Raw genomic sequence first — 22556 nt, 5'->3', positions numbered from 1 at the left:
TTACTTCACCGGCAGAGCAGAGGCGTAGTAATCAGCCGTGGTCATCACACCGTCGTTGAAGCCGAGTACCCAGGCGGAGCCCTTCTTGCACAGGATTTCCTCGTCGAAGGGTAGGGTGCCCTCGGCGGACCAAGCGGCCAACAGGTCAGGGATGGTGATGCCCTGAGAGCAGACCACGCTGACTCCGCCTAGCGCGACAATGTCCTCGAAGGCCTTCTTGGACTCGACCTGATTGGCAATCCAGTGCTCGTCGCCAAGCCGTTCGTCGACTGTGACCTGCATGCCCAGCTCTGCGGCGAGCGGTGCAACGGTGTCCTGGCAGCGCACGGGTTCGGCGGAGTAGACGCGCTCGGGGCGGAAGCCTTCCAAGGCAGAGACAAGCAGTTCCGCTTGACGACGTCCCTTCTTATCCAGTGGCCGCAGTGCATCATTGCCGTTCCAGTTGGTGCGACGGTGCGCACGCCCATGGCGAACCAGAATGAGACGGGTGTCCGGTTCCTTGTTCATGCGCTTGCGGGCCTTGACCAGCACGTCGCGGTCGAGATCGTAGGACAGCAGCTCCTCGGCTTCGTCCCAGGAGACCCAGCGAAGCTCGTTGACCTCGGAGTTCTGCTCGAATTCGCCGTCGAGCACCTCAGCGGTCCAGTACCAGACCAGCTTCGTGCGTCCGGCGACCGGGTAGGAGACGTTGCCGACGAGCTTGCCCAGCCGGACGCGGTAGCCTGTTTCTTCCCAGATTTCGCGGACAGCGGTGGCAATGAGGTTCTCACCGGCGTCGAGCTTTCCCTTCGGCAGCGACCAGTCGTCGTAGGAAGGACGGTGAATCACGCAGATTTCAGGGTTGTGGACATCGCCTCGCCACAGAACCGCGCCGGCCGCGAAGGTCGGCTTGGTGACATCCTGACCTGGCTTCGTCGGAATCTGGCGCAGGCGACCGGTCACGGAGGTATCGCCCTTGAGGTCCTTGTCCTCTTCGTGCATCATCGTGAATTCCCTTTCAATGCTTTGTCGCCGACCTAGTTTAGTATCGCAGTGTGAGAACGTCTCGCTAGACTTGTTGGAGATTAGAGACTAACGGAGGAAGGTCGCGGCGATGGTGCAGGTTTCAGTGATGGGTGCGGGCTCGTGGGGCACGACGCTCGCCAAGGTTTTTGCTGATGCGGGCAATCCTGTACGGCTGTGGTCGCGACGGGCGGAGCAAGCACAGCGTATTCAAATCAGTCGCGAAAACCACGACTACCTACCTGGGCTGGGGCTGCCGCGAAACATTGAAGCCACCTCGGATGCAGAGGCCGCGCTGACGGGCGCGGATGTGGTGGTGCTGGGCGTGCCCTCGCAGACCCTGCGTGACAATCTCAAGGTCTGGAAGGACTTCATCGGGCCGGAGACGATTCTGCTCAGCCTGGCCAAGGGTGTGGAGCGTGAGACACATCTGCGCATGAGTGAGGTTATTGCCGAGGTCACGGATCTTCCAGCCGAGCGTATTGCGGTGCTATCCGGCCCGAACCTCGCCCGCGAAGTTGCGATGGAGCAGCCAGCGGCAACGGTCATTGCATGCGCTGATGAGAACAACGCCAAGATGATTCAGGCGGCAGTCGCCACTAATTACTTCCGTCCCTACACCAACACCGATGTGATCGGCTGCGAAATCGGCGGTGCCTGCAAGAACGTCATTGCGTTGGCCTGCGGTATGGCCGCTGGTCAGGGCTTGGGCGAGAACACGTTGGCAACCATCATCACCCGTGGTCTGGCGGAAATCACGCGTTTGGGCGACGCTGTTGGCGCAGAGGAGAAGACTTTCGCGGGTCTAGCCGGTCTCGGTGACTTGGTGGCCACTTGTTCCTCACCACTGTCGCGTAACCGCACCTTCGGTGACCGTCTCGGTCGCGGTGACACGATGGAGCAGGCGCAGCATGCTACGCGCGGTCAGGTGGCTGAGGGCGTGATTTCTTCAATCTCGGTCCGTGACCTCGCTCGTCGCAATGGTGTGGAAATGCCAATTACTGAGGCCGTTTACGCCGTCTGCCACGAAGGCGCGAAGGTCGATGAGACAATTCGTAAGCTGATGGGGCGCAGCCGCAAGTCGGAGTAACCACTTGAACGAGGTCGGGGCTAAACTTAGTCACCATGACTTCGTCGAATAGCTCGTCTGCAGATCGCATTTCCGTCGCCGTTATCTACGGCGGCGCAAGCCCTGAACACAGTGTCTCCTGTGTCTCAGCTGGCGCAATTATGGATCACCTGGATGAGAACCGCTTCCGAGTGGTTCCCATTGGTATTACCAAGGATGGTGTCTGGACCGTCGGCACGCGTGAGACGGACACGCTGCGCACGCAGGGGCGTACGATGCCGGAGGTCATCCCGGGCGAGGAAGTTGCGCTGAGCACCTCGCCGTCACGCCGCGGTGAATTTCGCTTCGTTACCGGTGAACGCGCCGGCGAGGTTTTCGACACCGTCGACGTTATCTTCCCGGTTCTCCACGGTCCGCACGGCGAGGACGGCACGATTCAGGGGCTCTTTGAGCTTTCCGGGATTGCTTACGTCGGCCCGGGCGTGCTCGCTTCCGCTGCAGGTATGGATAAAGAACGCACGAAGAATCTGCTTCACGCCGCGGGGCTGCCCATCGGTAAGCAGGTTGTTTTGCACGTCGGCGAGTCGCTTTCCGACGAAGACAAGGAGACCCTTGGCCTGCCCGTGTTTGTCAAACCTGCCCGTGGTGGATCGTCGATTGGTATCTCCCGCGTCGATGATTGGGCGAAGTTGGATACAGCGGTAGAGCTGGCCCGCGAACATGATTGGAAGGTCATCGTAGAGGCCGGGGTAGACGGCGCCGAGGTAGAAATTGGCGTGCTCCAGCGCGCTGACGGCAGCCTGCAGGTATCAGTTCCGTCCTTGCTGCGTGGCACAGAAGACTCCGACGAGGGCTTCTACGGTTTTGAAACCAAGTACTTGGATGACATCGTTTCGGCGCAGATTCCGGCTGAGCTGCCAGAGGATGTCCTAAAGGCGCTGGACACGGATGCTCGACGGGCATTCAGGGCATTGGGCTCTGATGGGCTGACTCGCGTGGACTTCTTTGTCACGGATAATGGCCTGATTATCAATGAGGTCAACACCATGCCGGGCTTCACCCCGATTTCGATGTACCCGCAGATGTTTGCAGCCTCAGGTGTTGCCTACGAGGAGCTGCTCAGCGCCCTGATTGAGCGGGCGCTGGTAGCTCGTCGGTAAAAGCTGGTTCTTACTTCTCTTCGCTCGGCGAGATGTTCTCCAGGTTGTCAGCGATGACCGAGGAGAGCACCGGCATCAGCGAGCTAGCCTCCGACATAGGCATTTCAACGGCGACGAAGCGCTCCCGGCCCATGGCGTACCAGGTGGCGGAGGTACCGGAGGACAGCGTTGGTTCGTTGAACCAGACAATGTCACCAACCTGTGTCAGCTGCTGCGTGGTGGTGCTGTAGCCAGCCGGCTCGTCGACACCACAGCGCAGAACCACCGGATCGGCTGGGGTGCCGCCCCAAATGACCATGTCCTTCGGCATGTCAGCCGGCATTTCCTCTGCGCTCAGTCGGTGACGGTTGCCAAGATCGCGGGGGAGGGCAGCTTCCAAGCCGCTACAGCGCTTATCAGCTTCCGGAGCTGCCAGTTCTGCCAGTGGGACGCCGCCGCGCTCCGGCTTGTTCTTGTACTCGGAGTCCGGGCGCAGCGCCTCGGCGAGGTCGAGGAGGGCATCCTCCGCCTCTGCATTTCCTTCGGCGGTAATCGCAACCACTGGCTCACGACCGACGGTGAACCAAGTCGCCAAAGATTCGTCGGTACTGTCGACAACGCGCAGCCACGAAATGCCCTTGACCTCTTCGGTCTTAGCCAGCTCGTTGTACTGGCTCGGTACGTTCGCGCCACAACGCAGCGTGATGCGGTCTTGTTCCAAGTTTCGGTACACAGCGGCACCTTCTGGAGCCGGTTCTGCAATTTCGGCGCGAACCAGACCTGCGGCGCGATCTGGCAGTCGGTCGAGCAGCTCCGCACACTCAGGCGAGTCATTGGCGGGGAGTTCCGGGTTGGAAATCGCGACTGGCTTTGCCGCCTGATTATCCTGGTAAATCTTTGCGGCAAAAATGATGCCGAGGATAGAGATAATGGCGATAGCGAGTGCGATGCCCGCGCGTGTCCGGCTACCCTTGGACTGAACTGTTTCTCCCGATGGGGGTGCGTCTACCATGGGCCTGATTCTACGTTGTCCGGTACCAACTCCAATTAGTTGGGGGCAATGCCGAGACGGGTTCCGCTATTAGCGGTTAACCATCGACTATTAGGAATGTGACTCGACACTGTGACTGAATTGACCATTGGCGATATTGGCGAGTTTGGGGTCATTGAGGCCATTCGGGCTATCGCCCCGTCGGCACGCAATGGCGACGATGCCGCTGTCTTGACGCAGACAACCCCCAACGCCCGCTTTGTCACCTCCACCGACATGCTGGTGGAAGGGCGCCACTTCCGTCTCGACTGGTCGACACCTCAGCAAGTTGGAGCTAAGGCCGCGGTACAGAATTTTGCCGACATCGAATCGATGGGTGCGCGTCCAACGGCAATGCTTTTCGCCATCTCAGCACCGTTGCATACTCCGGTGAGTGTGGTCACCGGTATCGCCGAGGGGTTGTGGCAGGAAGGCAAGCAATGTCCCGCGGAGCTTGTCGGTGGCGACATGGTCAGCGGAGATTCTCTGGTGATTTCCATCACCGCGATGGGCGAACTCGGTGGGCTGGGGCGGCCGCTGCTGCGCTCGGCGGCACGCGCGGGGGATACGGTGATTGCATCGGGGCGCATCGGCTACTCTGCAGCGGGCCTTGCGCTGCTGCAGCACTGCGGAAGCCCGGAAACGGTTCCAAGTGAGTTTGCGCAACTGGTGGCAGCACACTGTACGCCCGAATTTGAATACCGCAGGGGTGCCACGGCGCGAGCCACAGGCGTGCGTTCACTGACGGACAATTCCGATGGACTGGTGGTGGATCTCCGTGCTATTGCGCAGGCCTCCAGGGTTACTTTGGAAGTTGACAGCAGTGCGATTGCGCCCGATGAGTTGCAGATTGCCGCTGGCGAATACCTCGACATCGATCCATGGGAGTGGGTGCTCACCGGCGGGGAGGACCACACACTGATTGGTTCGACACCGGGGGAGCCTCCGACGGGGTTCCGCGCTATCGGCACGGTGTCGAAGGAAAAGTTCGATTCGGTGCTTATCGACGGCAAACCTCCTGCCCGCGATGCCGGTTGGGTTTCCTTTTAAGAGTTCGACGAGGTTTTGAGAAGAAAGGCTGCATGACATGGATTCGTTGCCGGTCGAAGAAGGGTGGCAGAAGGCGCTGGAGCCAGTGGCCGATGACATCCACCGGATGGGGCAGTTCCTGCGCGAGGAAAACGCGGCCGGCTACGGCTACCTGCCCGCGGGCACCGATGTGCTGCGCGCCTTCACTTATCCATTCGATGAGGTCAAGGTGCTCATCATCGGCCAGGACCCGTATCCGACCCCGGGGCACGCGATGGGGCTCAGCTTCTCGGTCCAACCGGATGTGAGGCCGGTACCGCGGTCGTTGGCGAATATTTTTAAGGAGTACTCCTCCGACCTGGGGCTCCCGACTCCCTCCAACGGTGACCTCACTCCGTGGAGTAGGCAGGGCGTAGCTCTGTTCAACCGTGTGCTGACCGTGCGCCCGGGTGCTGCTGCCTCGCACCGTGGTAAGGGCTGGGAGGCAATCACGGAGCATGCCATCAAAGCATTGGTCGCTCGGGACAAGCCTCTCGTGGCAATTCTGTGGGGACGCGATGCGCAGAGTTTGCAGCGTTGGCTCCCGGGCGTGGACTGCATCTGTTCGCCGCACCCGTCACCGCTGTCGGCATCCCGTGGGTTCTTCGGGTCGCGCCCGTTCAGCCGGGCCAATGAGTCGCTGATTCGTCAGGGGGCTACCCCTATCGACTGGACGCTAGAATAGGAATTCATGTCTTCGCAGATTGGTTCTGCCGCGATTGTCGGCTGGGTTGCCCGGGGTATTGATGCGCTTCAATCCCGCCGCGATGAGATTAACAGTCTCAATGTCTTCCCAGTACCGGATTCCGATACCGGGTCGAATATGCTCGCGACGTTGAGTTCGGCGTATGAGGAAGCGCAAAAGGCAGACGCTTCCGATGTTCGCGCAGTTACCGCGGCTCTGGCTGCCGGTGCGGTGCGTGGTGCCCGCGGTAATTCGGGCACTGTGCTCTCGCAGGTTTTTCGCGCGGTGGCTGAGGCCGCTTCCGGTAGTGGCATTGGCGTTGAGTCGGTGCAGCACTCGCTAAAGCTAGCTGTGCAACATGTCTCCCAGGCGATTGCCAATCCGGTGGAGGGCACGATTCTGACAGTCCTGCGTCACGTCGCGATTGCCGCGGAGGAATTTGAGGGCGACTCGATTGAGGAGCTCGCCGACACGATCGCGGATGCCGCTCGCGATGCGCTGGCGAAAACCCCCAGCCAGCTCCCGGCACTGCAGCAGGCGGGCGTGGTCGACGCCGGCGGCGCGGGGTTGGTCATTCTGCTCGACGCGCTTGCCGACGAAGTCAGCGGCCGCGCAGCCGCACCGGTCGATTTGCATGTCGACGCGCCACACGTAGCCACCGTTGAGATGGAGGTCATGTACTTGATTTCCTTGGCGGATACCCAGACGGTGGAGACGCTGCGAGAGCGGTTAAACCCGCTGGGTAATTCGCTCATCATCGCAGGTGACGCTGGTAATGCGGAGACCGCACAGTACATGGTGCATATCCACACAGTGGAGCCGGGCGCAGTTATCGAGGCGGCACTTGACTTCGGTCGTCCGGAGGGCATCCGCATCGAGGTGCTCGATGAGCCGGAGACAACACCTGAGTCCACTCGCATCCTCATTGCGGTAGTGCCGGACGGTCCGCTGAAAGATCTCATCACTTCCTCTGGAGCGATTGCTATCAGCCCGACCCCCGCTCCGACTCCCACATCCACTCCAACAGATCGCGCAGCTATCGCCGACCAGGAGTTCGCTGACAATGTGGTCACCAAGGCACTGACTGCCATGCGGGGTGCGGATGAGGTAATCCTGCTGCCAAATGGTCTAGTCAGCGACCAGGAATTGGCGGATATCGAATTCGCTGCTGCCGCGGCTAATCCGACACTCGCGGTAGTTTCTACAGACTCCATTCCGGCTGGCCTTGCTGCCTTGGCCGTGCATTCGGCTGAGCTGCCGCTGCCGGTTGCCGCGTATGCGATGGGCGAGGCTGCCAATGGCACGCGAACGGCTGTAATCGCTGCGGACGTCGATAAGCCTTTGACTGACGCGCTCACCGAGACCATCTCAGACCTGTTGGCTGGCGGCGGGGAACTAGTGACTCTGCTGCTCGGGCACGGAGCTGAGGACGTGGACATAGCGCAAGTGCGGGCGCGGCTGGACAAGCCTGTGGAGGTCGTAGCCTATGATGCAACTGGCATCGATGAGCCGGTGCAGATAGGAATCGAGTAGCACGATGCTCGGATGGCTCGGCTCGGATTACGCGCGCACGCCCCTGAATATTGTGGTGGGGCCAAAGATTGCGAAGAAACTCCACACAGCCTTCGGTATGGAGACCGTTGCGGATGCATTGACGAATTTCCCAAAACGCTACGTGGCGCAGGGTAAGAGCTTAGATGTATCATTTTCCGACATTGGCGACACCATCACCACAGTCGTGGAGGTGCACAGTATTTCGCCAGCGCCTGCCTTCGCCGACCGACGGAAGCCACTGAAAATCTATGTCAGCGACGGCGTGCGCATTCTTCCGGCCGCGATTTTCGGTGCCGAGTGGCTGCGCAATATGCTGCACCCGGGTGTGCGTCTGCTCATTGTTGGCACGCTCAGCGAGTTCCGCAATGAGCTGCAGCTGAAAAATGTTGACTGCATGGTGCTCAAAGCCGACGGTTCAGTAGGCGCTGCCACTGGCAAGCTGGCCACGCTAACGAAAACGGCAAAGGGGATTGCGGAGATGCAGCGGCTTCTCACTCGCCCTTACCTGCCCATTTACCGTGGCCGCAAAGGAGTAGCGGGTATTCACCTGGCTCTGTTCATGCAGCGCATCCTCGAATGGTTACCGCTGCAGCCAGACCCGGTGCCCGCCACACCGGAGGGACTTACCGATTTCGACTCCGCACTGCGTGGCGCACACTTTCCCTCCATCGCGGGTCCCGACATTGCGCTCGCCCGGCTGAAGTACGACGAAGCGCTTGAGCTCCAACTCGCCGTTGGTGCACGTAAACGCACTCAAGCGAGTCTCACCGCTCCGGCCTGCACGGAGGTCACCGGAGGGCTTCGCGACGAGCTACGCCGAGGACTGCCGTTTTCGCTTACCGACGGTCAGGTCGCGGTCGCGGCTGATATTGCGCACGACATGTCGCAGACCAGCCCTATGAACCGCCTGCTGGCAGGTGAAGTCGGCTCGGGTAAGACCGTGGTGGCCCTGCTGGGAATGCTGCAGGCCGTCGATGCCAGCAGACAGTGCGCGATGCTGGCGCCGACGGAAGTACTGGCCCAACAGCACTACCGCTCACTGACAGCGATGCTCGAGCAGGCTGGAGTAGCCGTCACTGTGCGACTGCTGACGGGATCGATGTCGACGAAGGAGCGCCGGGCAACCCTGCTGGAGGCGGTCAACGGGGAGGCGGACATTGTCGTCGGCACGCATGCGCTGCTCAGTGAGGGCGTGGAGTTCTTCGATCTCGGACTGGTAGTTGTCGATGAGCAGCACCGCTTCGGTGTGCGCCAGCGCGACCAGCTGCGCAGTAGGGGACGGGGCGGAATGACACCGCATCTGTTGGTGATGTCGGCAACCCCGATTCCGCGCACGGTAGCGATGACCATTTTTGGCGACCTCGCGGTATCGCAGTTGACGGAATTGCCAAAGGGACGGCAGGAGATCCAATCCTTTGTCGTACCGACGTTGGAAAAGCCACGCTGGGAGGCACGGACCTGGGAGCGCATTGGGGAAGAAGTGGCCAAGGGTAACCGCGCCTTCATTGTCTGTCCCCGCATTACCCGCGATGAAGAACAATTCCTCGACGAGTCTGTGGAAGCGGTGTTCGACCGCGCGCAGAAGAAACTGCCCGGTGTTCGTATCAGTCAGTTGCACGGCAATATGGCACCGGAGGACAAAGACCGCGTGATGCAGGCCTTTGCCACAGGACAGCTGGATGTGCTCGTGTCCACCACTGTTATCGAAGTCGGCGTGGATGTACCAGAGGCCACAATCATGATGATTCGCCGCGCCGAGAGCTACGGTATCTCGCAGATTCACCAGCTGCGCGGTCGCGTCGGCCGTGGTGACCGGGGTGGACTGTGTTTCCTGTGTACACACACGCATTCGCAGACACCGGAGCGTACCCGGTTGGAACGCATTGCCGCCACCACCGATGGCATTCAACTGGCGGAGTTGGACCTGGCCACGCGTAGTTTTGGCGATCTACTCGGCGATGACCAATCGGGATTGGCAACTGGCCTCGGCCTGGTGGATCTCACCACCGACGGCGAGATTATCGAGCGCACTCGGCACGACGCCACGGCTCTCCTCGACGGCAACGAGAAGCTTGTGGCGGAGCTTATCTCCGATATTGATGAAGAGCAGTCGAACTACTTGGACCGCTCCTAGTAAGACCTAAGTAGACTGTTGGGCATGGTAAATGTCTGTGCACCTTTTGCAGGAGTAGTCCGCTGGGAGGTCGCCGAGAAAGACTCGGTGACGACTGGTCAGGTCATTGCGGTCGTCGAGGCCGTCAAGCTAGAAGCGCCGGTTTTAGCGCCCTGCCCGGGTACGGTCGCGGAGGTGGCGGCAGATCAATTTGTGGATGTCGAAGGTGGTCAGCTGCTGGCACGAATCACGCCAGCAACTCACAGCGCGACGGCACAGAACAACGGCAACGAGAACACATCGCACGAAGGGAAGTAGATGACCCGCATTATTGCAGGTGAGGCGCGCGGTCGCAGACTAGTCGCACCCAAGGGAGAGACCACTCGGCCAACCAGTGACCGCGCGAAAGAAGCCATCTTTTCGTCCTGGTCCACACGCTTTGGGTTAGAGGGAACTCGCGTTCTCGACTTGTTCGCGGGCTCAGGTGCGCTCGGTTTGGAAGCGGCTTCCCGTGGCGCGCGTTCCGTCGTATTGGTGGAAAACGACCCGAACGCCATTGCCGCCATTGAAAAGAACATTCACACCGTGGGGCATCCCGATGTGGCCGTATCTCCGATGAAAGTGTCGTCGTACCTTGCGGGCGCGCCGGGCGAGCCTTTTGACCGCGTCATCGCCGATCCTCCCTACGAGCTGGCGGGGGAGGCCGTTACAGAGATGCTGGAGGCTCTGCGCAGCTTCCTCGCGCCGGGCGCGGTCGTGACTGTGGAGCGTCACCGCGATGACGAGGAGACGCAGTGGCCCGAGGGCTACGAGCAGCTCCAGCAGAAGCTGAAGCGTCGCATTCACGGTATGGCGCGGTTCGACACCGCTATCTACAACGCTTAACGTTCTTCTTTACGCTTTACGACGGCCAAAGGTGGTTTGACCTCTATGACTCACGCATGCTGCCCCGGTTCCTACGATCCCATGACCTCTGGTCACCTCGATGTGATTGAGCGTGCCGCGCGCCAATTCGATCAGGTGACCGTGTTAGTTACCCACAACCCGAATAAGCAGGGCATGTTCAACGTCGAAGAGCGCATGGACCTCATTCGGCAGTGCACGCAGCGCTTGGACAACGTGCGGGTGGACTCCTGGGCGAAGCTGTTGGTGGACTACACCTCCGCGCAGGGGATTACCTGCCTGGTCAAGGGACTGCGCTCGGCAGCAGACTACGAGTACGAGGCTCCTATGGCACAGATGAATCGGCGCATGACTGGCATTGAAACTCTCTTTGTGGAGGCTGATCCGAAGTACGGTCACGTGTCGTCGACACTGATGAAGGAAGTTGTTCGGTACGGCGGTTCGGTGGAAGGCCTAGTTCCTGAGCCTGTCTTGCACGCCCTGCAGCTCAGACTGAAGTAGCATATAAGTCATGTTTCGCGTCTTCGAATCTCTTGATGAACTGGTCCAGATCCTAGAAGAGGCACACGGCGTGCCACTGTCGGCCAATTGTATGGTCCCGCGTCAGCGTGTTCTCGAGTTGCTCGATGAACTGAGGGATGCTTTCCCTGCTGAGCTCGATGACGCGCAGGATGTCTTGGACCAGCGGGATGAGATTATCAACGATGCTGAAGCCCGGGCGAACAACACCATTTCGTCTGCGGATGAAGAAGCCCATCGTATTGTCGACGAGGCAGAGGCCCGCGCTAATCACACCGTCGAGGATGCCAATGCCCACGCGGCTGGCACCGTCGCGGCCGCTGAGGACGACGCCCGTCGTCTCCGCGAGGATGCTCAGCACGAGTACGACAGCATTGTGGATCGTGCTTCTGCCGAGTCCGATCGCCTGATTCACGCTGGTAACGAATCCTACGAGCGTTCCGTTGCGGAAGGCCGTGAGGAGCAGGCTCGCCTGGTCGCTGAATCGACGGTCGTCCGCGAGGCCAACGACGAGGCGAATCGTCTGCTGTCCGACGCACACGCGGATTCCTCTCGCCTCCGCGAAGAGTGTGACCGTTACGTTGACTCCAAGCTCGCCGAGTTTGAGCAGACCCTCCAGGAGACCCTGCGCAATGTCGGTCGTAATCGCTCCGTACTGCGTTCGGGTGCCGGTGCCGTCGGCGGTGGTGCAGGTGCGCAGAACGCGCCGTCTTCCTTCTCTGATGGCCAGGAACGCCGCCGGTACGAGCGTTAGGGCATCTTCGGGGTAGACTGAGGTCTATCATGACTGACTCATCCCCATTTATTCTGGACGTTTCTACATGTCTGCAGGACGACATGCCCGAACAGTTCCGCAAGGTAGGCGATAGCCCTGTTCGCGTCGGTGCCGAGATGATTGGTATTGCCGAAGGCGAGGAGGTTGTCGTTGACGGCATTGTCACGAACCTCGGCAGTGGCGTCATGGTTGACGCGACTGTGACTGCCAAGGCCACCGGTGAGTGCGTGCGCTGCCTAGCCCCGCTGAATCCGGAGCTCAGCTTCCATATTTCGGCTGTCTTTTCCAACAACGAGGACTTCATCACAGGCGACGATGCCGAGGAAGAAGACCTTGAGGACGAAGTTGGTCAGATCGTCGACAATACGGTGGATATCACTCAAGCCGTCATCGATGAGGCGGGCTTGAATCTGCCCTTCAATCCGACCTGTCTGGATTTCGGTTCCAGCTGTGCTGAGTCGGACTCGGAAGTTCCGGAACCAGACGGCATCTCGGGTGAAGAGGAGCGTATTGATCCGCGTTGGGCTGGCCTGGCGGAAAAGTTTGGCTCGCTCGGGGACGATAAGTAATCGACGACGACTTAGACGAAGACTTTAAAGGAGATATAACGGATGAGCCGCAAGCGTCGGCTAACCGGTGAGGCGGCTAGAAAGGCGGCCTTTGAGGCCGTCGATCACGCCCCGCTGCTGGAAAAACTCGGTGTTGAACTACCAGAGGAGTCCCTAAAGCTCGCTCTGACCCACCGCAGTTTCGCAAATGAAAATGGCATGCTGACCAATAACGAGCGTCTAGAGTTCCTGGGCGACGCCGTGCTGGGCATGTGCGTTGCTGAAGAACTCTACCGTCGTTTCCCGGACCGCGCTGAGCAGGATATTTCCAAGATGCGCGCAGGTGTCGTGAACATGTACGCGCTGGCTGACCTGGCCCGCAGCATCGGATTGGGGGAGCACATTCTCCTCGGTCGCGGTGAGAAGGCCACCGGTGGAGCGGATAAACACTCAATTCTCGCTGACACCACCGAGGCGCTGCTGGGTGCCATTTACCTGCAGCATGGCTTTGAGGTTGCCCGCGAGACCGTTCTTCGCCTGTTTAACCAGATGATTGACGATGCCCCGACGGAGTCTCGCGGTCGTGACTGGAAGACGCTGTTGCAGGAGCGCCTGGCAGCCAAGCAACTACCGGCTGCTGAGTACACCGTGCGCACCACCGGCCCCGACCATGACCTAACTTTCTACGTTGACGTGCTGGTTGACGGCGTGGTTAAGGGCAGCGGTACCGGCGCCACGAAGAAGGAAGCCGAGATGCACGCCGCGCATCAGGCGCATACTGCACTGGCATAATGCCCGAGCTTCCTGAAGTCGAGTCCGTACGCCGCGGTCTTGACGCTTATGTCGTCGGTGGCCGCATCGACGATTCCTTCGTCTACAACGCTCGTGCCGTGCGGCGCCAACCCGGTGGTGCCGCAGAATTTATCGGTCGTACGCGCGGGCGCACGGTTATCGCTACGGATCGCCGCGGCAAGTTCATGTGGCTCACGCTTGACGACGACTCCGCAATCGCCATCCACCTGGGTATGAGCGGCCAATTGCGTGTGGAAGCTCCGTACACGCCCGATACGCTGCCCGGACGCCACACCAGGGCCGCATTTGACATAGCCCTGCCGGACGGCGCTCGGCACCTAATAAACTTCAACGATCAGCGCACCTTTGGTTGGGTCTGGGCCTGTGAATTGGTCGAATCCCACGGTCGCTTTGTTCCGGAACCCGCAGCCAAGATCGCCCCCGATCTATTGGAGCCAACTGTCGATGTGGTTGCACTTGCACACCGCATGATGAAGTCGCGTTCGCCAATCAAGGCCGTATTGCTCAATCAGAACATCGTGTCCGGCATCGGCAACATTTATGCCGACGAAATGCTTTGGGCAGCGAAGGTCGATGGGCGCGTGCCGGCGTGCGACCTTTCGGTCCGTCGATTAGCGAAACTTCTGCGGGAGGGCCAAGCGGTACTTCAGAGGGCGCTAGCGGCCGGCGGCACGAGCTTTGATGCACTATATGTGCATGTCAACGGCGAAAGTGGCTATTTCGAGCGGAGCTTGAACGCCTATGGCCAAGCGGGGGAGCCGTGCTCGAGGTGTGGGCGCGCAATTGTCCGTCTGCCATTTGGGAATAGATCGAGTTATCTGTGTCCCACCTGTCAGCGCTAGAATTTCCTTATGAGTTTCATGGAGCAAGCAACCGACTGGGTAAATGCTTGGAATGACAAGTATTGGCTGTTCATGATTCTGCTACTCAGCGGTGCAGGCCTGTACTTCTGTTGGCGGACCATTGTGGTGCAGCTTCGGTACATCCCGGAGATGTTCAAGGCAATTGCCGAAAAGCCGTCTGACATCTCCGAGGGGGTCAAGGGCATCTCGGCCTTTAAGGCCTTCACAATCTCTGCTGCCTCGCGTGTCGGTACCGGTAACGTCGCAGGTGTGGCGGTGGCAATCACTACGGGTGGGCCAGGTGCCGTGTTTTGGATGTGGCTACTCGCTGCGATTGGCGGTGCTACCAGCTTCGTGGAGTCGACGCTGGCGCAGCTGTACAAAGTCCGCGATAAGGACTCCTATCGAGGAGGGCCCGCGTACTACATCACCAAGGGGCTAGGGGAGAACTGGCGCTGGATGGCGTCGCTGTTCGTCATCGCTATCACGGTGACCTATGGGTTCGTGTTCAACGCGGTGCAGTCCAACTCGATTACGGCGGCTGTGGCTGAGTCAACTGGTCTGGATACGCCGATTCTTAAGTTCTGTGTCGGTGTAGTGCTGGCGATTCTGGCCGGCGTCATCATTTTCGGTGGTGTGCAGCGTATTTCGGCGGTGACACAGATTATCGTGCCGATTATGGCCGTGGCTTACATTATCCTCGGCCTGATTGTCTTGGCTCTCAACATCACCGAGGTGCCGGGCATGATCAAGCTGATTTTTGAGCACGCCTTCGGTATCCGTGAGATCGCTGGTGCCGCTGTCGGTACCGCCATGATGCAGGGTATTCGCCGTGGTCTGTTCTCCAATGAGGCCGGTATGGGTTCCACACCAAATGCGGCGGCGACGGCGTCGGTGTCGCACCCGGTCAAACAGGGGCTCATCCAGACGATGGGCGTCTACTTCGACACCTGGGTCGTCTGTACTATCACCGCAGTTATCATCCTGTTGTCCGATCCGACCTTCGGCGGCGATGCGGAGGGCACCGCGTTGACTCAGGCTGCGCTGTCGGCGCAGGTGGGTACGTGGGCCATCCACGCGGTCACGGTTATCATCTTCTTCCTCGCGTTTTCCTCGCTGGTGGGTAACTACTACTACGCCGAGGCGAATATCCCGTTCCTGTCAAAGAGCAAGGCTGTTTTGAACACCGTGCGCGTCCTGGTTATCCTGTGCGTGATTGGCGGAGCTGTCGGTTCCGTGCCGCTTGTCTGGTCGCTTGCAGATACGTTCTCCGCACTCATGGCCACCATCAATATCATTGCCATTCTTCCGCTGGGTGGCGTAGCTGTCGCGCTTCTGCGGAACTACTCCGAGCAGAAGGCCAAGGGACTTAATCCAGTATTCCACCGCGATGATCTGCCAAATCTCCGCGGCCACGACAAGATCGAGTGCTGGGATGGTTCCGACCCGATGACGGTGCGTGAGTCCGATGCCGCTTAACGACGTCCGCCTCACCGCATGGGTACACGGACGTGTTCAAGGTGTCGGTTTTCGCTGGCACACCCGCGCGACGGCACTGGAGTTGGGGCTGGTTGGTTACGCCCAGAACTATCCAGATGGTCGGGTGTTAGTTGTTGCCGAAGGATCGCGGGCAGGCTGCGAGAGTTTGCTCGCTTGGCTGGAGGGGCCGAATACTCCTGGCAATGTGACGGCAGTGGTGCCCCTATGGCAGGAACCGAAGGGTGCATTGAGCACGTTTGACCGTCGTTAAGCGGGTGCTAACTGCCTTCCTTTCCCCCATCTCGGTGTAGGAAGCCGAAAAAATCGAAAAAGTTTTATCCCTCGCTCTGTGTGATTGATTTTGCGCAGGTAGCGAGGGATTTTTCGTGTCTTGGGGTAGTCGGTTGGGACGCTAAAGAGCTCTCGGAGCGCTAGAAAATTACGCAAGTGAGAAAAAGAATACGCAAATACGGAAGAAGAGTGGTTTAAGTTAATAACTACCTACTGACAGACAGGGGAGGCAGAAATGACGCCTGAAGAAGTAATTGCACAGTCGGGAAACTCAGCGTGGATGCTAATCTCGGCTTCGTTGGTCTTGCTCATGACACCGGCGCTCGCGCTGTTCTACGGCGGCATGTCGCGACAAAAGTCGGTGCTCAACATGATGATGATGAGCTTTGGTGCTGTCGGCGTTGTCGGTGCCATTTACGTGTTGTGGGGCTGGTCGATGTCCTACGGATCGCAGTCGATCGGTGGTGTATTTGCCAACCCGTTCGAGTTCTTCGGACTGCGTAATTCGATTACGGATGGCGACGGCAACTACATTGCGGGTGCAAATGGTTACCCGAACATCATTGACATTGGATTCCAGCTCACGTTCTGCTCTATCTCCGTGGCGCTGATTTCTGGGGCGCTGGCAGAACGCGTGAAGTTCTCCACCTGGTTAATCTTCGTCGGTTTCTGGACAACGCTGGTGTACTTCCCAATGGCCTTCATGGTTTGGGGCGGTGGACTGCTAAGTCACTCTGCAGAGAGCCTTTCGGCAAAGCTGTTTGGGACCGCTGACGGCGAGGCTGCCATCGCTCCAATTGACTTCGCTGGCGGTACGGTTGTGCACATTGCTGCTGGTACCGCCGCCTTGGTGCTGGCGATTATCGTCGGCAAGCGCAAGTCTATCGACGGTAGCCAGCATCGCCCGCACAACCTGCCACTCGTCATGCTCGGTGCTGCACTGCTGTGGTTCGGCTGGTTCGGCTTCAACGGCGGTTCGGCATTTGCTGCCGACGGTGTCGCTGGTCTGGCATGGCTAAATACGACGGTGGCAGCGTGCCTAGGCATGCTCGGCTGGATTTCACTCGAACGTTTTCGTGATGGACATCCCACTTCGCTGGGTGCCGCGTCGGGTGTTATCGCAGGGCTTGTGACTATTACTCCGGCCGCAGGAGATATGAACCCGGTGACTTCAATCATTCTGGGCTATATCGGCGGTGTGCTGGCTTGCTGGGGCGTTGGTTTAAAATACAAGTTCAACTTCGATGACACCCTGGATGTGGTTGGTCTGCATCTGGTTGCAGCTATGTGGGGAACGATTGGTGTTGGCCTGCTGGCTAACGATCGCGGACTGCTTACCGGCGGTGGCATCGACGGCCTTAAATTGTTCGCCATCCAGATCGTTATTGCGGTCATCGCAGCTGTGTTCTCGGGCGTGCTGACGTACATCATTGCCCGAGTTCTGAAGGTAACCGTCGGCTGGCGAATCCATGGTGAGCAGGAACATTCTGGTATCGACGTCGCTCAGCACGGTGAGTCGGCCTACACGTCGGCCAAGCAGCCGGCTGCGTAAACAAGGCTGTGTAAACGAGGCTGTGAAAACAAGTGGGTCCTTGGGTTAATTCAGCTCCAGTCCACAACTGCAGGTAAGATAATGCCCCATGTATTTGAAATCGCTGACTCTGAAGGGCTTTAAATCCTTCGCTTCGGCGACGACGATGAAATTCGAGCCCGGCATCTGCGCAGTTGTCGGTCCGAATGGATCTGGTAAGTCGAATGTCGTCGACGCCCTCGCGTGGGTTATGGGCGAGCACTCCGCCAAGACCCTCCGCGGCGGCAAAATGGAAGATGTCATCTTCGCGGGTACTTCCGGGCGAAAGCCCTTGGGGCGCGCGGAGGTTACTCTTACCATCGACAATTCCGATGGAGCACTTCCCATTCAATATAAAGAAGTCTCTGTCACTCGACGCATGTACCGCGACGGCGCCAGCGAATACGAAATCAACGGTTCTCGCGTCCGCCTCATGGACGTCCAAGAACTCCTCAGTGACACCGGCATCGGCCGCGAGATGCACATCATCGTCGGCCAGGGCCGGCTTTCTCAGATTCTGGAGTCACGGCCTGAGGAACGTCGTGCGTTTATTGAAGAAGCTGCAGGCGTGCTCAAACACCGCCGTCGCAAGGAAAAAGCGCAGCGCAAACTGCAGTCGATGCAGGCCAATCTCGACCGACTGCAGGATCTGACAGGTGAGCTTTCCCGTCAGCTCAAACCGCTAAAACGTCAGGCTGAGGCTGCCTCTCGCGCTCAGACTGTGCAGGCGGACCTGCGCGATGCCAAGTTGCGTTTGGCTGCCGCGGACTTCGTGGACTTGCAGGACAGCCTCAATGACATTGCTGGTCAAGCCAAGCTCATTGAGGAAAAAGTAGAAGCTGCCACGGAGCGAGCTGAGATTGCCGCTGAGCGCACTGCAGAACTTGAAGCCGAATTGGAGGACATCACTCCAGCTGCCGACTCCGCTCGTGACCTATGGTTCCGACTCTCCGCACTCGGTGAGCGTATTCAGGCGACAGCCCGCATTGCCGCCGATCGCGCGGCCGACCATTCCGTCGCTCCGTGGGTAGGCCCAGATCCGGACTTCCTGGAGCAGCGTGCTGACGATGCCGCCACCGAAGAAGCCACGCTTGCAGAGGCAGAGGCAGAGGCTCGCGAAAAGCTGGAGGAAATCCGAGAAACGCTTTTCGATGCCGAGGAAACCTTCCGCGAAGCCGAGGCCGAGCACCTCGCTGCTGTTCGCGCTATCGCGGACCGTCGCGAAGGAGTGGTTCGCCTCATTTCCGCAGAAGAATCTCTGCGCACTCGCTTGGAAGCCGCCGAAGCCGAAGCTGCACGCCTTGTCGAGCAAACCAATGAGGCCGACGAACGCCGGGCCGATGCCACCGAAGCCGTGGAAAACGCCGCACAGGAACTAGCTGAGGCCGAATTCGAAGGTCCCGAGCTGCAGAGCGCGTATGAACAGGCTAACCGGGAAGCAGAGCTGGCCTCTACACGGTTGAAAGAACTCCGTGCTGACGAGCGCGACCTCGAGCGCAGCGTCTCAGGTTTGTCCGCCCGCATCGAAGCTCTAGAGACCGCCCGCACCGCCGCTGCCAACGACGGCACCGCGTGGCTACGCGAAAAGCACGAGCTCGGCGTTCTCTCTGAAGTCATTGATGTCGACGCTGGCTGGGAGAAGGCGCTCACCGCAGCCCTCGGCGCAGCCGCCGAAGCACTGGTCAGCGAGGGCAGCGGAGATTCGCTTATCGACGAGCTGGTGGCCGCGGGCAAAGGCAGTGCCGTCGTTATCAATTCTGCGGATGCATCTGATTCTTGGCGCTTGGACATCACTTTGCCCGCACAGGCCTCCTGGCTGCTCGACCATGTGACAGTGCCTGCGGAGCTTTCGGGTTCGTTGACCTCTCTGCTGGTTGATGTCGTGGCCTGCGACGACGAACTCGTTGCCCGTGAGCTGGTGACGCAGGATACTCGACTGCGCGTTGTTGACCGCGATGGTGTGCTGCGTGGCTCTGGTTGGGTAGCTGGCGGTGCTGGTGGGACTGCATCAGGTGTGGAAATCGCCGCCGACATTGCTAAGACTCGCGATGAACTAGCAGAAGCACAGGTGCGTTTGAGTGACCTCGGTGGTGTGCTCTCCGGCGCACAGGCCGAAGAAGAGGACCGCCGCACTGACGCTGCGGCTGCCCGTGCCGCGCTGCGTGAGCATCAGAGTCGTATGAAGGTCCTCACGGATACCCGAACTCGGGCCACGGCGCAGCTGTCCGGCGTGGTGCATGATGCCGAACGCGCTGAGCAGCGCGGAGCCGAAGCCGCGGACCGAGTAGCGAAGCTCCAGAAGGAGTTGGCGGAGGTTGCGGACCGCTTGGCTCGCGTTGACCGTGACCCCGAGGAGGGGGAACCGTCGACAAGCGAACGTGACCGCGCCTCGGAGGCTCTGACGGCAGTGCGCGCCATGGAGACAGAGGCGCGTCTGTCGCTGCGTACGGCAGAGGAGAGACTGTCGAGTGTACGAGGTAAGGCCGAGCGGCTTCGACGCCAGGCTGCGTCGGAGCGCGTAGCGAAGGCGCGCCATGAGCAGGCGCAGATGGCTAAGGTTGCCCAGCGCGAATTGGCAGAAGTTGTCGCGGAGCTGGCTGAGGATTTGCATGCGAAGGTCAACGTGTCGTTGGCGCGGGCAGAGGCCGATCGCGACGATGCCGAGGCGCAGAAGAAGACGGTGTCGCAGGCACTATCGGCGGCCCGGACGGAGGCAAATGCGGCGCAACGTGAGCTGGCACAGCTAACGGATTCCGCGCACCAGGGAGACATCGCCCGTGCACAGGCGCAGGTCCGCGTGACCGAAGCTGCAGAGCGCATCGTCGACCAGTTGGGGCTGTCTGTCGATGACCTGCTCGCGGATTTTGCTCCTGATGAGAACTTTGACCGCGCAGCCGTGACGAAGCAGCTCAAACGGGCGGAGAAGGATCTGCGTGTGCTGGGCCGCGTCAACCCGTTGGCGCTGGAGGAGTACAAGGCGATGGAGGAGCGCTACTCTTTCCTATCCACGCAGCTCGATGATGTCCTCAAGGCCCGCCAGGACCTCACCGATGTTGTCGAGGAAGTCGATGCCACGATTCTGCAGCTCTTCACAGACGCGTGGAACGATGTCGAGGCAGAATTCCCCGCGGTCTTTCAAACGCTTTTCCCGGGCGGTGACGGACGACTGGTTCTCACTGAGCCTGACAACCTGCTCACGACAGGTATCGAGGTTGAAGCCCGCCCACCGGGCAAAAAGGTCAAGCGGCTGTCGTTGCTCTCCGGCGGCGAGAAGTCGCTGACGGCGCTGGCAATGCTCGTCGCTATTTTCCGCGCGCGCCCGAGTCCCTTTTACGTACTCGACGAGGTGGAAGCCGCACTTGACGACGTTAACCTGCGTCGCCTTATTGCGTTGCTCGAGGAACTCCGCGCGACCAGCCAGCTGATTGTCATTACGCACCAGAAGCCAACAATGGACGTTGCGAATGTGCTCTACGGTGTGACCATGCGGGGCGATGGTGTGACTCGAGTAATCTCGCAGCGAATGTCACCGGCATCCGCAACTCCGTCGACAGGAGCGGAGTAGGCGCGGAGTAAGTGAGGAAGAGTCGTTGATACTGCATAATGAGAGTTATGACTCCAACTCAGTGGATACTCCTTGTCGTCGCGATTGTCGTTATTATCGCGCTGCTTTTTGTTGTGGGCTATGTCCGCAGGAAGAACCAGCGCATTTCCTTTGCGAAGGAAGATACTAAGGAACTCACCCAGCAGGAGAAGTCTGGGAATTACCAGGCCACTAGTGGTTTTAACTTCGCTCCGGCCGGTGGTGGGATTGATACCCGTGAGAAGCAGCCGGTTGAAAAACCGATGCCGAAACCGGCGGAAAAGCCGATTGAAAAGCAGGCTCCGGAGCCAGAGGAAAAGCAGGCTGATAAACCTGCCGATCAGCCAGACAGTTCACTGCTGAAACCAGAAGGCCGACTGGTTATTCCGGATAACCCCACCGAAATGGAGGGGGATTATGACCGCGTAATGCGGGAAATCCCAATCGATTTGCCTACGGCCGGGGAAGAGGAATCAAAGCCCGAGCCGGAACCACAACCAGAGCCGCAAGCAGAGCCTGAGGTAGAGGTAGTTCCTGCTCCTGAACCGGAGCCGGAACCGGAACCGACTCCCGAACCAGAACCGACGCCAGAGCCGGAGCCGACGCCAGAGCCAGAACCAGAACAGCAGATTGACTCCATCGACCCGGCTGAGGGACGTCTGGGTCGCCTGCGCGGTCGTCTGTCCCGGTCGCAGAATGCAATTGGCCAGTCTGTGCTCGGCATCTTGGGCGCGGGTGACCTTGATGAGGACGCGTGGGAAGAGGTCGAGGACATCCTGGTGATGGCTGACCTCGGTGCGGCTGCGACGCAGCGTGTCGTCGATAAGCTGCGCGAGCGTATTGCCAGCCAGAAGGTGAGCACGGAAGAGCAGGCACGCGCCCTGCTGCGTGAGGTGTTGATTGAGGAGTGCCAGCCTGAGATGGACCGCTCCATCCGCGCACTTCCGCACGAGGGCAAGCCCGCAGTGATTCTGGTGGTCGGTGTCAACGGCACGGGTAAGACCACGACGACGGGCAAGCTGGCTCGTGTGCTGGTTGCCGGTGGCCACCGTGTTGTTCTCGGTGCAGCGGATACCTTCCGTGCTGCTGCAGCCGACCAGCTGGAAACCTGGGGGCGACGCGTTGGCGCGGAAACGGTTCGTGGCGCTGAAGGCGCGGATCCTGCTTCTATTGCATTTGAGGCAGTTGCTCACGGTATCGAGTCCGGCGCTGATGTGGTGCTCATCGACACCGCCGGCCGCCTGCACACCAAGGTCGGTCTGATGGACCAACTGGACAAGATTAAGCGCGTGGTGGAGAAGAAGGCTCAGGTTGACGAAGTCATCCTGGTTTTGGATGCGACGGTTGGCCAAAATGGTCTACTGCAAGCTCGTACTTTCCGGGATGTCGTAGACATCACCGGCGTTGCTCTGACCAAGCTGGACGGTACCGCGAAGGGCGGCATTGTATTCCAGGTGCAAAACGAGCTCGGCGTGCCGGTGAAGTTGGTTGGCCTTGGTGAAGGTGCTGACCACCTAGCGCCGTTTGAGCCGGAGAGCTTCGTAGACGCACTGCTCGGCGGCCGCAAATAGTA

Annotated in this window: 20 protein-coding genes; 18 read left to right on the top strand and 2 right to left on the bottom strand. The window is 59.7% G+C overall.

All coding sequences use genetic code 11. From position 1 onward, the window contains the following. A complete protein-coding gene (locus HMPREF2708_RS07055; protein WP_210400334.1) occupies window positions 1–981 on the bottom strand; it encodes an NUDIX hydrolase in 981 nt (326 codons plus the stop codon). A gap of 112 nt (window positions 982–1093) precedes the next feature. On the opposite strand from HMPREF2708_RS07055, the gene HMPREF2708_RS07050 reads away from it, so the two are divergent. Together HMPREF2708_RS07050 and HMPREF2708_RS07045 are read left to right on the top strand one after the other, a co-directional pair. After that, window positions 1094–2092, top strand: coding sequence for an NAD(P)H-dependent glycerol-3-phosphate dehydrogenase (locus HMPREF2708_RS07050; RefSeq protein ID WP_070833662.1), 999 nt, complete (start codon window positions 1094–1096; stop codon window positions 2090–2092). Between the two features lie 35 nt (window positions 2093–2127). Further along, complete coding sequence (locus tag HMPREF2708_RS07045; RefSeq protein ID WP_070833661.1) at window positions 2128–3231, top strand: D-alanine--D-alanine ligase family protein; 1104 nt, start codon at window positions 2128–2130, stop codon at window positions 3229–3231. 10 nt (window positions 3232–3241) lie between these two features. Here the strand turns inward: HMPREF2708_RS07045 and HMPREF2708_RS07040 are convergent, their stop codons facing one another. Further along, window positions 3242–4222, bottom strand: coding sequence for a DUF3515 domain-containing protein (locus HMPREF2708_RS07040; protein WP_070833660.1), 981 nt, complete (start codon window positions 4220–4222; stop codon window positions 3242–3244). Between the two features lie 111 nt (window positions 4223–4333). Between HMPREF2708_RS07040 and HMPREF2708_RS07035 the strand changes: the two genes are divergently transcribed. The 16 genes from HMPREF2708_RS07035 to ftsY all read left to right on the top strand — a co-directional run bounded on the left by HMPREF2708_RS07035 (window position 4334) and on the right by ftsY (window position 22554). Next, window positions 4334–5290: a thiamine-phosphate kinase gene (locus tag HMPREF2708_RS07035; protein ID WP_070833659.1), complete on the top strand. Its 957-nt coding sequence runs from the start codon at window positions 4334–4336 to the stop codon at window positions 5288–5290. 37 nt (window positions 5291–5327) lie between these two features. After that, window positions 5328–5993, top strand: a complete 666-nt coding sequence (locus tag HMPREF2708_RS07030; RefSeq protein ID WP_070833658.1) for a uracil-DNA glycosylase — start codon at window positions 5328–5330, stop codon at window positions 5991–5993. A gap of 6 nt (window positions 5994–5999) precedes the next feature. Next, window positions 6000–7526 (top strand): DAK2 domain-containing protein, encoded by a 1527-nt coding sequence (locus HMPREF2708_RS07025; protein WP_070833657.1) that lies wholly within the window; start codon window positions 6000–6002, stop codon window positions 7524–7526. A 4-nt stretch (window positions 7527–7530) separates the two neighbouring features. After that, window positions 7531–9681 carry an ATP-dependent DNA helicase RecG gene (locus HMPREF2708_RS07020; RefSeq protein WP_070833656.1) on the top strand — a complete coding sequence of 717 codons (2151 nt, stop codon included), beginning with the start codon at window positions 7531–7533 and terminating at the stop codon, window positions 9679–9681. 24 nt (window positions 9682–9705) lie between these two features. After that, window positions 9706–9978, top strand: a complete 273-nt coding sequence (locus tag HMPREF2708_RS07015) for an acyl-CoA carboxylase biotin carboxyl carrier protein subunit (protein ID WP_070833655.1) — start codon at window positions 9706–9708, stop codon at window positions 9976–9978. Continuing rightward, entirely contained in the window at window positions 9979–10545 is a 567-nt protein-coding gene (rsmD, locus tag HMPREF2708_RS07010; RefSeq protein WP_070833654.1) for a 16S rRNA (guanine(966)-N(2))-methyltransferase RsmD, read from the top strand. It abuts the gene before it with no gap. 45 nt (window positions 10546–10590) lie between these two features. Further along, window positions 10591–11064 (top strand): pantetheine-phosphate adenylyltransferase, encoded by a 474-nt coding sequence (gene coaD, locus HMPREF2708_RS07005; RefSeq protein WP_070833653.1) that lies wholly within the window; start codon window positions 10591–10593, stop codon window positions 11062–11064. A gap of 10 nt (window positions 11065–11074) precedes the next feature. Next, window positions 11075–11836, top strand: coding sequence for an SPFH domain-containing protein (locus tag HMPREF2708_RS07000; RefSeq protein ID WP_005509588.1), 762 nt, complete (start codon window positions 11075–11077; stop codon window positions 11834–11836). A 29-nt stretch (window positions 11837–11865) separates the two neighbouring features. Continuing rightward, entirely contained in the window at window positions 11866–12426 is a 561-nt protein-coding gene (locus HMPREF2708_RS06995) for a YceD family protein (protein ID WP_070833652.1), read from the top strand. Window positions 12427–12468: 42 nt separating this feature from the next. Then, window positions 12469–13197, top strand: coding sequence for a ribonuclease III (gene rnc, locus HMPREF2708_RS06990; RefSeq protein ID WP_038628630.1), 729 nt, complete (start codon window positions 12469–12471; stop codon window positions 13195–13197). Beyond that, window positions 13197–14060 (top strand): bifunctional DNA-formamidopyrimidine glycosylase/DNA-(apurinic or apyrimidinic site) lyase, encoded by an 864-nt coding sequence (gene mutM / locus HMPREF2708_RS06985; protein ID WP_070833651.1) that lies wholly within the window; start codon window positions 13197–13199, stop codon window positions 14058–14060. Before rnc ends, mutM begins: the two co-directional genes overlap by 1 nt. An 18-nt stretch (window positions 14061–14078) precedes the next feature. Further along, entirely contained in the window at window positions 14079–15539 is a 1461-nt protein-coding gene (locus HMPREF2708_RS06980; protein ID WP_070833911.1) for an alanine/glycine:cation symporter family protein, read from the top strand. Beyond that, on the top strand, window positions 15529–15810 hold the full coding sequence (locus HMPREF2708_RS06975; RefSeq protein ID WP_070833650.1) for an acylphosphatase: 282 nt from the start codon (window positions 15529–15531) through the stop codon (window positions 15808–15810). The genes HMPREF2708_RS06980 and HMPREF2708_RS06975 overlap by 11 nt, the downstream gene beginning before the upstream one ends. A gap of 255 nt (window positions 15811–16065) precedes the next feature. Beyond that, window positions 16066–17382: an ammonium transporter gene (locus HMPREF2708_RS06970; RefSeq protein ID WP_070833649.1), complete on the top strand. Its 1317-nt coding sequence runs from the start codon at window positions 16066–16068 to the stop codon at window positions 17380–17382. A gap of 88 nt (window positions 17383–17470) precedes the next feature. Then, window positions 17471–20965 carry a chromosome segregation protein SMC gene (smc, locus tag HMPREF2708_RS06965; RefSeq protein ID WP_070833648.1) on the top strand — a complete coding sequence of 1165 codons (3495 nt, stop codon included), beginning with the start codon at window positions 17471–17473 and terminating at the stop codon, window positions 20963–20965. A gap of 47 nt (window positions 20966–21012) precedes the next feature. Continuing rightward, on the top strand, window positions 21013–22554 hold the full coding sequence (gene ftsY, locus HMPREF2708_RS06960; RefSeq protein WP_070833647.1) for a signal recognition particle-docking protein FtsY: 1542 nt from the start codon (window positions 21013–21015) through the stop codon (window positions 22552–22554). Window positions 22555–22556 lie beyond the last annotated feature (2 nt).

The sequence above is a fragment of the Corynebacterium sp. HMSC073H12 genome, assembly GCF_001837775.1.
Classification (GTDB): domain Bacteria; phylum Actinomycetota; class Actinomycetes; order Mycobacteriales; family Mycobacteriaceae; genus Corynebacterium; species Corynebacterium amycolatum.
Note: the sequence above shows the minus strand (reverse complement) of the source record. Positions and strands in the feature narration are given on the sequence as shown.